The organism is Bacteroidales bacterium, from assembly GCA_023228145.1.
Classification (GTDB): Bacteria; Bacteroidota; Bacteroidia; order Bacteroidales; family CAIWKO01; genus CAIWKO01.
Genome location: JALOBU010000040.1, coordinates 1 through 14,103 on the forward strand (window position 1 = coordinate 1; position 14,103 = coordinate 14,103).

Consider the following 14,103-nt stretch of genomic DNA (forward strand, 5'->3'; position numbering starts at 1 on the left):
AACCATGATAGTTCGCGGTGCCGGGGCCATAGGTGTTGCTGCAGGATATGCCATGGCACAGGCATTTGTTGAAAGTTCCCGTGAAGACATCCCTGATTTTATCAAAAAAGCAAAAGAAGAAATTGAAACAACACGACCCACAGCAAGAAATTTATTTTATGCGACAGAAAGAGTTTTTAACGCCGGACTAAAAAGTATTGAACACGCCATATCCGAATCCGAGAAGATAGCGCAGGAAGATATAGGTGCCAGCAAAAAAATTGGTATCTACGGTAATGAGTTAATAAAAGACGGATTCCACATTGAAACACATTGCAATGCCGGATGGCTTGCCTTTACCGACTATGGCACGGCTCTTTCTCCCATATATGAAGCCGCAAATTCCGGGAAAAACATTTTTGTGTATGTGGATGAAACCCGCCCGCGCAGCCAGGGGGCACGCCTCACCGCATGGGAATTGAAAAATGAAAATATTCCTCACGTTATTATTCCCGATAATGCAGGGGCATACCTGATGTCGCTCGGAAAAATTAATATGATGATTGTTGGTGCCGACCGCATTGCGGCAAACGGCGATGTGGCAAACAAAATAGGAACACTGGAAAAGGCTATTGCCGCAAAAGAATATGGAATCCCTTTTTATGTGGCCGCACCTTTGTCAACCTTCGACCTAAACTGCCCAGACGGAAAACACATAAAAATCGAAGAGCGCCATCAGGAAGAAGTCCTGTATCAAAAAGGCCCGGACATAAAAGGCAACATGCATGAAATTCTGGTATGTTCTCCCGGGTCAAGCACTTTTAATCCGGCTTTTGATGTTACTCCTGCTAAATTTATCACAAAAATTATAACAGAAAAAGGAATTATCAATCCCGGTGAAGAAGAAATTAAAAAACTATTTTTTAAATGAGCAGTGAAGGATATCAGGGGATAAAATTTGAAACGGTTTTTTTACAAAAAAAAGAACCCGGACATCAGCTGCTGGAAGAACTGAAAAAATGGTGTGCCTTGTTTCACGAAAAAAATCTGGCGCCTCCATACCCCGGAGGTTCTTTTGGCAACCTGAGCTTTCGTACCGAAAACGATACATTTATAATAACGGGTACCTGCATCGGGTTGAAAAACACCTTGGAAAATTCCTGTTTCGTTGAAGTAGTAACCTGTAATAGAAGCGAAAAAAAAGTATATGTAAACGGCTTACTCGCTCCCTCTTCGGAGAGTTTTATGCATGATGAAATATATAAAAACAGACCGGATGTTGGTGCAATTTTTCACGGACACCACTCACTGATAACTCAAAACGCCTTACTATTGGGAATACCGGAAACAAAAGAAAAAACTCCTTACGGAACCATCGCACTTGCAGACAGCATTCTTGAAATCATTAAAAACAACAATTTTGTTGTTATAAAAGAACATGGATTTGTTTCGGTAGCAGATAATATTCAAAAAGCAGGAGAGCTGACTTTAAAATGGCTTAACAAAACAAAATTGCTTTAATATTATATAAATTCATTATTATTTTTTCGTTAAGTTTTCTCTTCTGTGGTTTTGGGAATTTTTTAAGAGAATATTAATTTTTACTTTTGTAAAAACTCATTGTTATGAACAACAGCTACACGATTCTTTTAGTTGATGACGAGCCGGATATAGTAGAATTTTTAAGTTACAACCTGAAACGTGAAGGGTTTAAAGTCTATTCAGCCGGAAACGGAAAAGATGGTGTTAATATTGCAAAAGAAATAATTCCTCATCTTGTTATACTGGATGTAATGATGCCCGGCCTGGACGGAATAGAAACCTGTTCGGAACTAAAAAAAATCCCTGAACTTAACAAAACGCTTATCATGTTTCTTACTGCCCGCGGAGAAGATTATTCGCAAATAGCAGGGTTGGATGCCGGAGCTGATGATTATGTTTCCAAACCGGTAAAACCCAAAGTACTGATAAGCCGTATCAACGCCCTGCTCAGAAGGTATTCGGATGAGGTGGTTCCCCAGAATTCTACTATTAAAATTCACGACCTGATAATAGACAGGGAAAAATTTGTTGTTATAAAACAAGGGCAAAAAATAATACTCCCCAAAAAAGAATTTGAATTACTATATCTTTTGGCATCAAAACCGAATAAAGTTTTTACACGAGAAGAAATCCTGTCAAATATATGGGGCTATAATGTTATTGTGGGTGACCGAACCATAGACGTTCATATCCGTAAAGTGCGTGAAAAAATCGGGATGGAGTTTGTTTCAACGGTGAAGGGTATCGGCTATAAATTCGAAAACTAATGAGAAAATACCACCCCCGGAGTATTTCTTTAAAAATAGCGCTGTTCGTGCTGTTTTCTACTGTCTGTTTGTTTATTTTTTATCTCCTTTTTTTTTCTGAAAGACACTTTGCTTGGGTTTATTATCTGGCAGCTACTGTTGTTTTATTTATTTCAGTATTGCTTTTCACACGTTACACTGTTGAAGACTTTATATATAAAAGAATCAGGGTTCTTTATAAAACACTGCACAACCTTAAAACTCCAAAACAAAAAATTAAAATAACGGAAAACTGGCTCGAAAATGCAGAAGCAGAGTTGGTAAAATGGGCTGAAGACAAAAAAACAGAGTTGGAAGCCCTGAAGAAATCAGAAAATTACCGGCGTGATTTTCTAGGAAATGTTTCTCACGAACTAAAAACCCCCATATTTAACATTCAGGGCTACGTGCTCACATTGCTTGACGGCGGCCTTGAAGACAAAAGTATCAACCGCGAATACCTGTTACGTGCCGAAAAAAGCATTGACAGGATGATAGCCATAGTGAACGATTTAGAAGCCATATCAAAATTAGAATCCGAAACCCTGAAGCTGGTAAAAGAAAAAGTTGATTTATCTGCACTGGCTCATGATGTGCTGGATTCTTATGAAATAAATGCAAAACAAAAAAACATCGCTTTAAGTATTCATAATAAATTATCCGGGCCGGTTCATGTTCTTGCTGACAAAGAAAAAATTAGACAGGTTTTAAACAATCTGCTGGAAAATGCCATCAAGTATAATAAACAAAACGGTAATGCTAAAATTACATTTTATGACATGGACGAACTAATACTTGTGGAAGTTGCCGATACAGGCATCGGCATCCCTCTGGAAGATGTCCCCAGAATTTTTGAACGGTTTTACAGAACAGCTATTGGCAGAACCTTTGAACATTCGGGTAGCGGCCTCGGACTGGCAATCGTAAAACACATTATTGAGGCTCACGGACAAACCATGCACGTTCGTAGCAGCATTGGTGTGGGCACTACCTTTGGGTTTACTTTACAAAAAGCATAAGTTTTGTCTTCTTTTTTTTTATACATTAATGTATTATTATAGTGTCTCGGAAAATTTAATTTTGCAAAAAAAATTACATGAGTTGGTTTGAGACTGTAATTTTAATTCTTTCCGGTGTGCTTGTCGGGTTCATTAATACCCTTGCAGGCGGAGGAACCATTATCACCATATCTTTGCTGATGTTTCTCGGACTGCCGGCCACTGTTGCAAACGGCACAAACCGTATTGCCATTATGCTGCAAACAGCCGTTGCAGTGTTCACATTCCGAAAACAAAAAATTTTAGACATAAAAAAGGGATTGATTCTTTGTATTCCCAGTGTTATTGGTTCTATCGCCGGCTCCCTCACCGCAGCAAACCTGAACGAAAGCATTATCGAAAAAGTTATAGCCGCAGTGATGTTTGTGATGTTGTTTTTTATTGTGTATAAGCCTGAAAAATGGGTGAAAAGCAAGCAACATCTTATAGAAAAGCCCATTAAATGGTACGACCATCTAGCGTACCTTATCATAGGATTTTACGGAGGGTTTATACATATCGGAGTGGGTTTTTTCATGATAGCGGCATTGGTATTGCTTTCGGGCTATGATCTTTTACGTGCCAATGCACTTAAAAACTTTCTTGTCATGGTTTATGCTCCTTTTTCGCTTATCGTGTTTGTCATTTTCGGACAAGTGAACTGGGAATATGGGCTGATATTGTCAATCGGCAATGTAATGGGGGCTTTTATTGCTTCTAAATTTGTAATGAATTGGGGCGCAAATTTTGTTCGTTATGTTATCATAGTTGTTATATTAATAACTATTATGCACCTGTTGGGAGTTTTTGATTTTAAATCCTTATTTGGCTGGGTGCTTTAAAAACCCTTAAATAGGGGTAATTTTATACATTATTTTTTATTAATAACCAGTTGTGCTATTAAATTATGAAATTTTACTATTTCATATTTTTTACAAGATATTGACGGTTCAGATTTCGATTCCACTCAATCTGACCGTCAAATAGTTATATTCTCAACAGCACAACCGGTTATAAATAATCATTTATCCATACTATGAAAAAACTTACATTTACTGTACTTCTATTCTTTCTTATAACCCACATTTCTTTTTAGCAACAGGTTATCTGTGCAGTAAAACATTATGTTGGTATGGAATAATTATGTAGTTTAGAATTACGGCGGGTTACTTTATGGAGCAAGGATAATTATCGGAGATTCATCAAACCCAAATTTCGCATTAAGAATTTTCTAATGCGTAGCATTAGGAATTATTAAGTATAATTAACTGTATATAAATAACTTATAATGTGAATTTTTATTGCGAAATCGACACTTTGTGTGCGGGACAGGCAGATTCAGCGCACAATCCTGCGCACTACGCAATAGTTCACTACGTTTCTATTGCGTAATTTGGGTTAAAAAAAACAATTTCCCCGACAATAACAAGTTACACAAAAGTTGTCAGAAATAATAATCAAGCTTTTATAAAGGCTTTGCCAATTTGTTAAAAACAAAAAATATTTTGATTTTAAAAAATCTTGTATATTTGCACTCCCAAAATAAAATATCGGGAGTTTAGCTCAGCTGGTTCAGAGCACCTGCCTTACAAGCAGGGGGTCACTGGTTCGAATCCAGTAACTCCCACCAAAGAAGTCCCTGACTTCTTTTTTTTTCAGGGGACGTTAGCTCAGTCGGTTCAGAGCGCATGCTTCACACGCATGAGGTCACTGGTTCGAATCCTGTACGTCCCACTAATCAACAAACAGCCCGCAAGGGATTTTTGTCTTTATTATTAATAAAAAAATAATTCTAAAAATTAATAGTATTTTACTTTTACGGCTTAGGTTTGCCAGCAGCATCTTCACTCACTTTTTTACCTTTACTAAAAGTGATTTTATATTGCAGCTTACCATCTTTATCCCAGTAATACCAGGTTCCTTCGCGCAGGCTGTTCACATAAAGGCCCTGGCTTGACTTCTGGCCGTTCTGGTGGTATTCAACAAACTTACCGTCAGGTTGGCCTTTTTTAAAACCCTGTTCCATATACATCACGCCGTACTTGTCGTAAAAACTCCAATAGCCGCTTTTCATATCGTTGGTGTAATAACCGCTTTCGGCAATTTTGCCGCTTTCGTACCACTCGCTTGAAGTGCCGTGTCTTTCGCCATTCTTAAAAATCTGTTCTTGTCGCATATTTCCATTTTCCCACCACAGGGTATATTTTCCATTTCTCATGCCGTCAACATATTCTGCAACATATTTCTTTTTGCCGTTTTCAAACCAGCCTTCCCATTTTAAATGCATCTTTCCGTCTTTAAAAGTCCCGGCATCTTTTACCTGCCCATTAGGATACCAGCTTGTCCATAATCCATTTTCCTTATCGTTTTCAAAAGGCCCTTCATGAGATTTTGCACTGCTTTCATAATACGTTACCCAAATGCCGGATTTTTTTCCGTCTTTAAAATAACCGTCTTTCCATTTTTCTCCGGTTTCATAATAAAAAAACCACAGGCCTTCCTGCTTACCTTTTATAAAATTTCCGGTGCTGCCTTTTCCTCCATTTTCGTGGTAAAAAATCCATATACTGTCCTGTAAATCGCGTTTGATTCTGCCTTCCATTTCTTTGTTCCCATTGCTGCGCCACCATACGCCATAACAATTCAACGAATCGTTGATATAATAACCTTCCATTTCTTTGTTTCCGTTATCGAACCATGTTTGAGCCATCCCCTGCTTAAGGCCGTTCTGATAATTTAGTTTTTCTTTTACTTTTCCGTTAAGATACCATTTGGTATATATACCTTCTTTTTTCCCGTTTTTTACACATCCTTCCTCTTGTTTTGTTCCATCTTCATACCATATTGTGTTTAACCCGTTATCATAATTTAGTTCTTTCCATTTTGCTCCGTTTTCATAATATTGCAGCCATTTGCCTGTTTTTTCATCATTTTTAAAAGCTCCTTCAAGCATTTTTTGCCCGTTAGGATGGTAAATTGATTGCAAGCCTTCGCGTAAATCGTTAATGTAATTTGTTTCGCTTTTTATTTTTCCGTCAGCAAACCATGTCAGGGATTTCCCCTCTTTTTTTTCGTTTTTCACATACCATTCGCTTTGTTTTTTCCCCAGAGAATCAAAGACAATTACAGGGCCGTCTTCATTGGATATTTCTTTCCATGTTTTGCCATCTGGGTACCAATACATCCATTTTCCAACAAAAGCATCATTGGAGAACTGCCGCACAGCTTGTTTGGCTCCATTCTCATAATAATTATTCCAGGTTCCGTGTTTCTTCCCATTTGCATAAGCGCCTTCTTCTTTCAACTTGCCGTTTTTATACCATTCCGTCCATTTGCCATCGCGAAGGCCGTTCACAATGTTAACTTCATATTCCTTTTGTTCATTAGTATAATATCTTGTATTTAAGCCATTTTCGAAATTAATATTTTCCCAAACTTTGCCATTAATATGCCAGTAAGTCCATTGTCCAGTTTGTTTGTCATTTTTATAAGTGCCTTCACACCATTTACTTCCATCCTCATACCAAAAACGCCACTTTCCATCTTTCATGCCGTCAACAACCGTTCCTTCTCCCTTTTTATTGTTGTTTTTCCAGTATTCGGTTTTCTTTTCCTGAGAAAATGAATTAAGAATAAAACACAGGAAAACAATAAGTGTCAGTATTTTTTTCATAACAAGCTGCATTAATAAACACGTTCTGTGGTAAAAATAACGAGATTTTCGAGGGATTTCTTATATGCCGAATCAGGAAAGCCTGATAATATTTCAAGAGCAAGGTTTTTGTATTCATTCATACGGGTTTCGGTATATTCAAACCCTTTTTGTTGGCGGATAAATTCAATAAGTTCCGACATCTTTTTTTTAGGACTATTCTGGTTTTTTAACAAGCCAAGTATGTGTTTTCTTTCGACAATATTTACATTTTTAATAGTGTGTATCAGCGGCAAAGAAATTTTTTTATTTTTAATGTCGTTCTGTGCCGATTTGCCCGTTTTATTATTTGCATCAAAATCCAGCAGGTCATCTTTTATCTGAAAAGCTATGCCAAGGTATTCTCCGAACTGTTTCATTTTTTCAGTAATAGCTTTGTCGCCGGTGGTTGTATATGTGCCCGCGGAGCAACAGGCGGCAATCAGCGATGCTGTTTTTTTGCGGACAATAGTGAAGTATGTTTCTTCATCAATATTCATTGTCCGTGCCTTTTTTATTTGTATTAATTCTCCTTCACTCATATTATTCACAGCGTCGGAAACAATGTGCAGAATTTCGTATTCTTTCCCATGTAATGCAGTTAGCAGACCTTTTGAAAGAAGATAGTCGCCGACAAGAACTGCCGCTTTGTTTTTCCATAAAGCATTTATCGAAAAAAATCCCCGCCTCATATCTGCTTCGTCAACCACATCATCGTGTATAAGAGTAGCGGTGTGAAGCATCTCAATAAGTGTGGCAGCTGTATGTGTGGATGTGTTAATTTTTCCAAACATTCCGCCAGATAACAAAACCAGGATGGGGCGTATTTGTTTTCCTTTGGTTTTCAACACATACTTCAGTATTTTATCAAGAAAAAGCGATTCGCTCCGCATCTTTTCGGCAAAAAGACAGTTAAATTCTTTTATGTCGGATTCAATAGGTTTTGTTATTTCTTTCAGCGAAGTCATCATTCCGAATAATAAAATCAAAAGTAAGAATTTTGTTTTGTTCGGTGTAAAAAAAACATTGTTCCGGTATTAATACTAATAAACCAGTTTTATGAGAACCGGCAGATGATCGCTGTAGCCTCCGTAATATTTACCTCCGTCATAGGTTTTTGAGGGGGGCCATTGCCCTGTTTTATCGGGATAAAGCATCCATTTTTTTTGAAATATTTCTGCCGAACCGGGTTTTATGTGAAGTTTTTCTATTGGTTGCATCAGCAAATCTCCCGAAACGATGAACTGGTCGAGCATGTTCCATTTTTTATCTACGGTGAAATAATAACTGCCCTGACGATTCAGATAATGCGGAAAGAAAAGATTATAGAGAGAGCCCTTTGCCGGCTTATCAACCGGTGATAATGCTTTTAAATACTGCATAAGGCTTTTATCTCCCGGTTCGTCGTTAAAATCGCCCATAAGAATTATGGAGGGGAATGTGTCGTGTTTATACAATGAATCCACCAATTTAGAAAGCGTTTTGGCATATTGTATGCGTTTGGGTTCGGTTTCTGCCACTCCCCCGGAGCGCGATTTCCAATGATTTATAAAAATATTCAGAGTGTCGGATTTATTTAAAACGGTTTTTACATATAATATTTCGCGTAGTTTGTTGCCATCAAAAATCACTTGAACTTTTCGGGAACAAACCACATCAATTATTTTGGGGTCATACAATAAAACCAAATCTATGCCTCTGATATCCGAGCTTTCAAAATGAACGTATTTATATGCTGCTTTTTTTAAGTGGCGGCTATTTACCAAGTCTCCTACAACTCTACTGTTTTCAATTTCGCTTAACCCTATAATTGCCGGAAACGCAAGACTGTCAATGGAAGAAATTACTTTTGAAATGTGTTCAATTTTTTTGTGGTATTTCTGCGTATTCCAATTTTTTTTATGTTCAGGAAGAAATTCATCATCTTGTGTGTTCGGGTTATTTATCGTATCAAAAAAATTTTCGCAATTATAAAAGACTACAGTAATTTCTTTTTGATTATAGTTCTTTTGAGCAGAAACAAAAAATGTAAAAAACACCAAAAAGATAAATATGCCTGATAATAATTTTTTCATAATTTTTTAACTGCTGTGGTCAATAATAATTTTCCATTTGCCAGCCAATTTTTTACAGATAAGTGTAAAATGTCCGCCGACAGTTTCTTTTGTTTTTTTTAATGTCCATTTTCCCATAACAAAAATGGTATGGGCATTCATCTGCAGCATATCAATTTCCTCAAAAGACAATGTTCCCATAGCTTCTTTGTCGGGGTAATGCTTGCTATACATTTGGAGTGCAGCATTCCAGCCTTTGTAAACATCTGTTTTTGTAATGAATTTTAAAGAGTCCGAATTCCAGTAACCATTCATATACCCTTTAATATCCCCGTTATTCCAGTATTTTTCCTGAGTTATGAGCAACGCGGTAATTTCTGCTTGATTTTTTTTACTGACATTTTGCGAAAATGACATACAAGCAGTCAAAAGGAAAAACAATACAATAATTTGTTTCATGTTTTATATAAATTTTTCTAAATCCCGCCGGTCTTTTTTTGTTGGCCTGCCTAAGCCTTTGGGACGATAAATAAACGATGCCTCTCTTATTGTTTCAATTTTCTCGTATTCTGTTGCCGGCGTGAGGTCTTCCATGAACTGTGGAACAAGTTTGGCAGAAACACGTTTTTCTAAAGTTCCGATAACCCTTACTGTCTTAGTAATTTGTTGCAGTTGTATGTTTATCAATTCGTTTCGTTTTATTTCACGCGAAGCCTTTACTGTCTGTCCGTTAATCTTAACTTTTCCGTTCCGGCAGGCATCGGTGGCAAGACTGCGGGTCTTAAAAATACGTACCGCCCATAACCATTTGTCAATTCTGACTTTTATATCCTCCACGCTTTTTATTTTTCGCGAAAATATATTTCAATGGGCACCCCGCTGAGGTTAAAATTTTCTCTGATTTTGTGTTCAAGATACCGTTTATAGGTTTCTTTAATATACTGGCTATGACTACAAAAAAATGCAAATGCCGGGTAATGCAGCGGAAGTTGCTGAATATACTTTATTTTAGGAAATTTTCCTTTAACAGACGGAGGCGGATTTTTACTGACAACAGGCAAAAACAAGTCGTTAAGTTTTGAAGTTGAAACTTTTTGTGTACGGTTTTTATAAACACCGATAGCTGTTTCCAGCGTTTTGTGAATGCGTTGTTTGGTGAGTGCCGAGGCAAAAATCACCGGGACATCCGTAAAAGGAGCTATTTTGTCTTTTATAACATCCTCAAATTCCAGATGAGTGTTTCCTTTTTTTTCTATTAAATCCCATTTGTTAACGACAATAACCACTCCTTTATGATTTTTTTCAATGATGCTGAAAATATGTAAATCCTGTGCGCCTATTCCTTTTTCGGCATCAATCATTAGCAAACAAACATCGCTGTTTTCGATAGCCCTGATGGCACGAAGCGTAGAGTAAAATTCAATATCTTCTGTTACTTTTTGCTTTTTGCGAAGCCCCGCTGTATCCACCAATAGCAAATCAAATCCAAATGCGTTGAAACGGGTGTAAATACTGTCGCGTGTTGTTCCTGCCACAGGAGTTACGATATGGCGTTCTTTTCCGAGGAAAACATTAATCAGCGAAGATTTGCCTGCGTTAGGCCGTCCAACCACAGCAATTTTTGGTAAATCCGGGATTTGTTCAGCAGTATCCGGTTTAAAAATTTTTACCAGCTCATCCAGAAATTCCCCCGTACCTGCTCCATTTATAGAAGAAACAGGAAAAATTTTATCAAATCCAAGTTTGTAGAATTCAGCAATACCGGCAATGCGTTTGTTGGTATCAACTTTATTAGCAATAACAAAAATTGGTTTATCGGCCTTGCGCAGCATACGGCATATTTCATCATCAAGAGGATTCAAGCCTTCCACAGCATCCATAACAAAAGCGATAACGTCTGCTTCTTCAATGGCAAAACTCACCTGTTTGTTGATTTCCTCCTCATAAACATCATCCGAGCCAACAACAATACCTCCGGTATCAATAACTGAAAATGATATGCCGTTCCAATCGGACCAACCATAATGCCTGTCGCGCGTTACGCCGCTTTTGGGATCCACAATAGCATTGCTTTCTCCCGCCAACCGGTTAAATAAAGTTGATTTCCCAACATTAGGTCTTCCAACTATTGCTAAAATATTTGCCATTTCTTAATATTTTCTTGTTTGACATACTGATAACTGTTCACTGTTAACTGATAACTGCTACAATTCATACCCAAACTTCTTTAAGGTTATTTCATTATCTCTCCAGTTTTCACTTACTTTAACGCTCATATCCAAAAAAATATGTTTTTTAAAAAAAGCTTCAATATCCTTTCTTGCCTCTATCCCAAGACGTTTAATCGCCCGGCCCTTATGCCCGAGTAAAATTGCTTTCTGGCTTTCCCGGGCTACAAAAATTGTTGCCACAATACGAATTATCTCTTTTTCCTCTTTAAAAGCTTCAATAACAACTTCCGAACAATATGGTATTTCTTTTGAATACAATAAAAAAATTTTTTCTCTGATTATTTCGGAAACAAAAAATCTTAATGGTTTGTCGGTTAGTTCGTCTTGCGCGTAATAAGGCGGTGATTCAGGCAAAAAACTAATGATAGTATCCATTACCAGATTCAGGTTTGTTTTTTTTAATGCTGAAATTGGTATGAAAACTGTGTTGTTAAAAATGCCATCCCATTTTTGTTTTGTTAATGCTATGGTTTCGTCTTTAGCATTATCAATTTTATTGATTAATAATATTACAGGAATGTCTGAAACATTAATTTGCTTTATGATGTCTTTATTCTCAGGGAGGGGTTCTCCGGGTTCAATCACGTATAAAAATACATCTGCGTCTCCAAGCGCATCAAAAACCTGTTTCATAAGGGCTTTGTGCAGCTTATATTTCGGATTAAGAATCCCCGGGGTGTCGGAAAAAACAACCTGATAATCATTCCCGTTTATTATTCCAATAATGCGGTGCCTTGTGGTTTGCGCTTTGGGTGTTATAACAGTAAGAGGTTCCCCTGTCAGTGCGTTCATCAAGGTAGATTTTCCGACATTGGGATTGCCTATAATATTAACAAATCCTGCTCTGTGAGCCATTATTCCTGAAATAACGACAAAGTTAATGAATAATGATTAACAATTAAAGTTCTGTTAATATAAAAGAATATTATAACCTGTAGTGCTATTGAGAACATAACAATCTAACGGTCAGATTGGCGAAGTCGAAATCTGAACCGTAAATATCTTGTATATATTTGAAATAGTGAGATTTCATAATTTAATAGCACAGCGGGTTATTATAATTTTTTTTTATTTATCCAGGTTTGTTTATTTTTGAAAAAAAAATAATAAATCAAAACAATATAATTTTATGAAAAAGACACTTTTTTTCTTAGCGTTTATCATTCTATATATAAAAGGATATTCTCAGACGGTATCTTTACAAAATGTTGTTGCTAGCGCCGGCAATGTTTCTGTTGATTTATCCTTTACTGGTTTAGATCTTGGAATTGGCGCAGGTCAATTTAAAATAATATATGATGAAACAAAATTGACATATACGGGCTGGTCAAATTTAAACCCAGTATTTGTATCCCAAGATATTTCGATAACAAATGCAATCCCGGGAAGTTTTGATTTTTGGATATTTACCGAAAATCCTCGTTTCATGGAAGATGGTGTGTTTGTAAAATTTAATTTTACATATACTGCAACAGGTTGTGCAAATTTAACTTACGGTCCACTCGGGCAACCTCCATATATTACTGATGGTGCGATGAGTGAATATTCAGTAACCTGGGTTGATGGCTCTGTATGCCCTTGCACAGCAGTTTCCATTAGCGACCAGCCTGATAACCAAAGCATGTGTGCTAACACGGGGAACGCCAGTTTTTCAGTTACCGCCGATGGCACAACACCTATCAGTTACCAGTGGAAATACAAAAATGGGAGCAACTGGGTAAATGTTGCTAACGGAACTCCTGCCGGAGCAACATATACAGGCAATACAGCAGAAACATTAAATGTAAGTGGCATTACAGCTGGTGGTAGTTACCAATACCAATGCTACCTCACAAACTGCAGCGGAGCAAGCAATGCAACTTCAAATACTGCTATATTAACGGTTAATACTGTCCCACCTCAACCAAGCACTATTACGGGCAACACTCCTGTATGTCAGGGTTCTTCACAGACATATAGCGTCACGAATGTGGCCGGTGTAACTTATACTTGGACCTTCCCTACAGGATGGTCACAAACTGGTGGAGGCACGACTAATTCTGTAACGGTTACCGTGGGTTCCGGCTCAGGAAATGTGCAGGTAACACCATCAAACATTTGCGGCAATGGTACTGCAAGAACTAAAACTGTTACTGTTGTTTCTGCAGTTCCTTCACAGCCCAGTACCATAACTGGCAACACACCGGTATGCCAGGGTTCTTCTCAAACATATAGCGTAACAAATGTGGCCGGCAATACTTACGCCTGGACCTTCCCCACAGGATGGTCACAGACTGGAGGGGGTACAACTAATTCTGTAACGGTCACCGTTGGCTCTGGTTCAGGGAATGTACAGGTAACACCTTCAAATGTTTGCGGTAATGGTACGGCCAGAACACTGGCAGTTACTACTGTCGCTGCCGCACCTTCTCAACCCAGTATCATTACGGGAAATACTGCGGTGTGTCAGGGATCATCACAGACATATAGCGTCACGAATGTGGCCGGTGTAACTTATACCTGGACGTTTCCATCAGGATGGTCACAGACTGGTGGGGGTACAACTAATTCTGTAACGGTCACCGTTGGCTCTGGTTCAGGGAATGTGCAAGTAACACCTTCGAATGTATGCGGCAACGGGACAGCACAAACACTTGCAGTAGTTACCACAGCGGCCGCTCCCTCACAGCCCAGTACTATAACTGGCAACACACCGGTATGCCAGGGTTCTTCCCAGACATATAGCGTTACGAATGTGGCAGGAGTAACTTATACCTGGACCTTCCCCACAGGGTGGGTACAGAC

General features: G+C 38.0%; 13 protein-coding genes and 2 tRNA genes. 8 read left to right on the forward strand and 7 right to left on the reverse strand.

The genetic code is table 11. From position 1 onward, the window contains the following. The 7 genes from mtnA to M0R16_13040 form a co-directional block, all read left to right on the forward strand. Positions 1 to 910, forward strand: a 910-nt coding sequence (gene mtnA, locus M0R16_13010) for an S-methyl-5-thioribose-1-phosphate isomerase (GenBank protein MCK9613793.1), incomplete at its 5' end; no start/stop codon positions are given. Next, positions 907 to 1,500, forward strand: coding sequence for a class II aldolase/adducin family protein (locus M0R16_13015; protein ID MCK9613794.1), 594 nt, complete (start codon positions 907 to 909; stop codon positions 1,498 to 1,500). The genes mtnA and M0R16_13015, both read left to right, overlap by 4 nt. Before the next feature lie 104 nt (positions 1,501 to 1,604). Continuing rightward, positions 1,605 to 2,288 (forward strand): response regulator transcription factor, encoded by a 684-nt coding sequence (locus tag M0R16_13020; GenBank protein ID MCK9613795.1) that lies wholly within the window; start codon positions 1,605 to 1,607, stop codon positions 2,286 to 2,288. Further along, positions 2,288 to 3,325: an ATP-binding protein gene (locus M0R16_13025; GenBank protein ID MCK9613796.1), complete on the forward strand. Its 1,038-nt coding sequence runs from the start codon at positions 2,288 to 2,290 to the stop codon at positions 3,323 to 3,325. The genes M0R16_13020 and M0R16_13025 overlap by 1 nt, the downstream gene beginning before the upstream one ends. 77 nt (positions 3,326 to 3,402) lie before the next feature. Continuing rightward, the gene (locus M0R16_13030; GenBank protein MCK9613797.1) at positions 3,403 to 4,185 is read left to right on the forward strand and encodes a sulfite exporter TauE/SafE family protein; all 783 of its coding nucleotides are present in this window, start codon (positions 3,403 to 3,405) and stop codon (positions 4,183 to 4,185) included. A 710-nt stretch (positions 4,186 to 4,895) separates the two neighbouring features. Next, positions 4,896 to 4,973, forward strand: a tRNA-Val gene (locus M0R16_13035). 29 nt (positions 4,974 to 5,002) lie between these two features. Next, positions 5,003 to 5,077: transfer RNA gene (locus tag M0R16_13040), tRNA-Val, on the forward strand. Between the two features lie 82 nt (positions 5,078 to 5,159). Here the strand turns inward: M0R16_13040 and M0R16_13045 are convergent. Genes M0R16_13045 through era form a run of 7 tightly spaced genes read right to left on the reverse strand, consistent with a single transcriptional unit; the run spans position 5,160 to position 12,174 of the window. Beyond that, positions 5,160 to 7,016 carry a hypothetical protein gene (locus tag M0R16_13045; protein MCK9613798.1) on the reverse strand — a complete coding sequence of 619 codons (1,857 nt, stop codon included), beginning with the start codon at positions 7,014 to 7,016 and terminating at the stop codon, positions 5,160 to 5,162. 11 nt (positions 7,017 to 7,027) lie between these two features. Continuing rightward, entirely contained in the window at positions 7,028 to 8,023 is a 996-nt protein-coding gene (locus tag M0R16_13050) for a polyprenyl synthetase family protein (protein ID MCK9613799.1), read from the reverse strand. A gap of 54 nt (positions 8,024 to 8,077) precedes the next feature. Next, positions 8,078 to 9,109, reverse strand: coding sequence for an endonuclease (locus M0R16_13055; protein MCK9613800.1), 1,032 nt, complete (start codon positions 9,107 to 9,109; stop codon positions 8,078 to 8,080). Between the two features lie 6 nt (positions 9,110 to 9,115). Further along, a complete protein-coding gene (locus tag M0R16_13060; protein ID MCK9613801.1) occupies positions 9,116 to 9,547 on the reverse strand; it encodes a hypothetical protein in 432 nt (143 codons plus the stop codon). Between the two features lie 3 nt (positions 9,548 to 9,550). After that, positions 9,551 to 9,925: an RNA-binding S4 domain-containing protein gene (locus M0R16_13065; GenBank protein MCK9613802.1), complete on the reverse strand. Its 375-nt coding sequence runs from the start codon at positions 9,923 to 9,925 to the stop codon at positions 9,551 to 9,553. A 5-nt stretch (positions 9,926 to 9,930) separates the two neighbouring features. Next, a complete protein-coding gene (gene der / locus M0R16_13070; protein MCK9613803.1) occupies positions 9,931 to 11,235 on the reverse strand; it encodes a ribosome biogenesis GTPase Der in 1,305 nt (434 codons plus the stop codon). Positions 11,236 to 11,292: 57 nt separating this feature from the next. Continuing rightward, positions 11,293 to 12,174 carry a GTPase Era gene (era, locus tag M0R16_13075; protein MCK9613804.1) on the reverse strand — a complete coding sequence of 294 codons (882 nt, stop codon included), beginning with the start codon at positions 12,172 to 12,174 and terminating at the stop codon, positions 11,293 to 11,295. A gap of 274 nt (positions 12,175 to 12,448) precedes the next feature. Here era and M0R16_13080 point away from each other — a divergent pair. Next, positions 12,449 to 14,103, forward strand: a 1,655-nt coding sequence (locus M0R16_13080; GenBank protein ID MCK9613805.1) for a hypothetical protein, incomplete at its 3' end; no start/stop codon positions are given.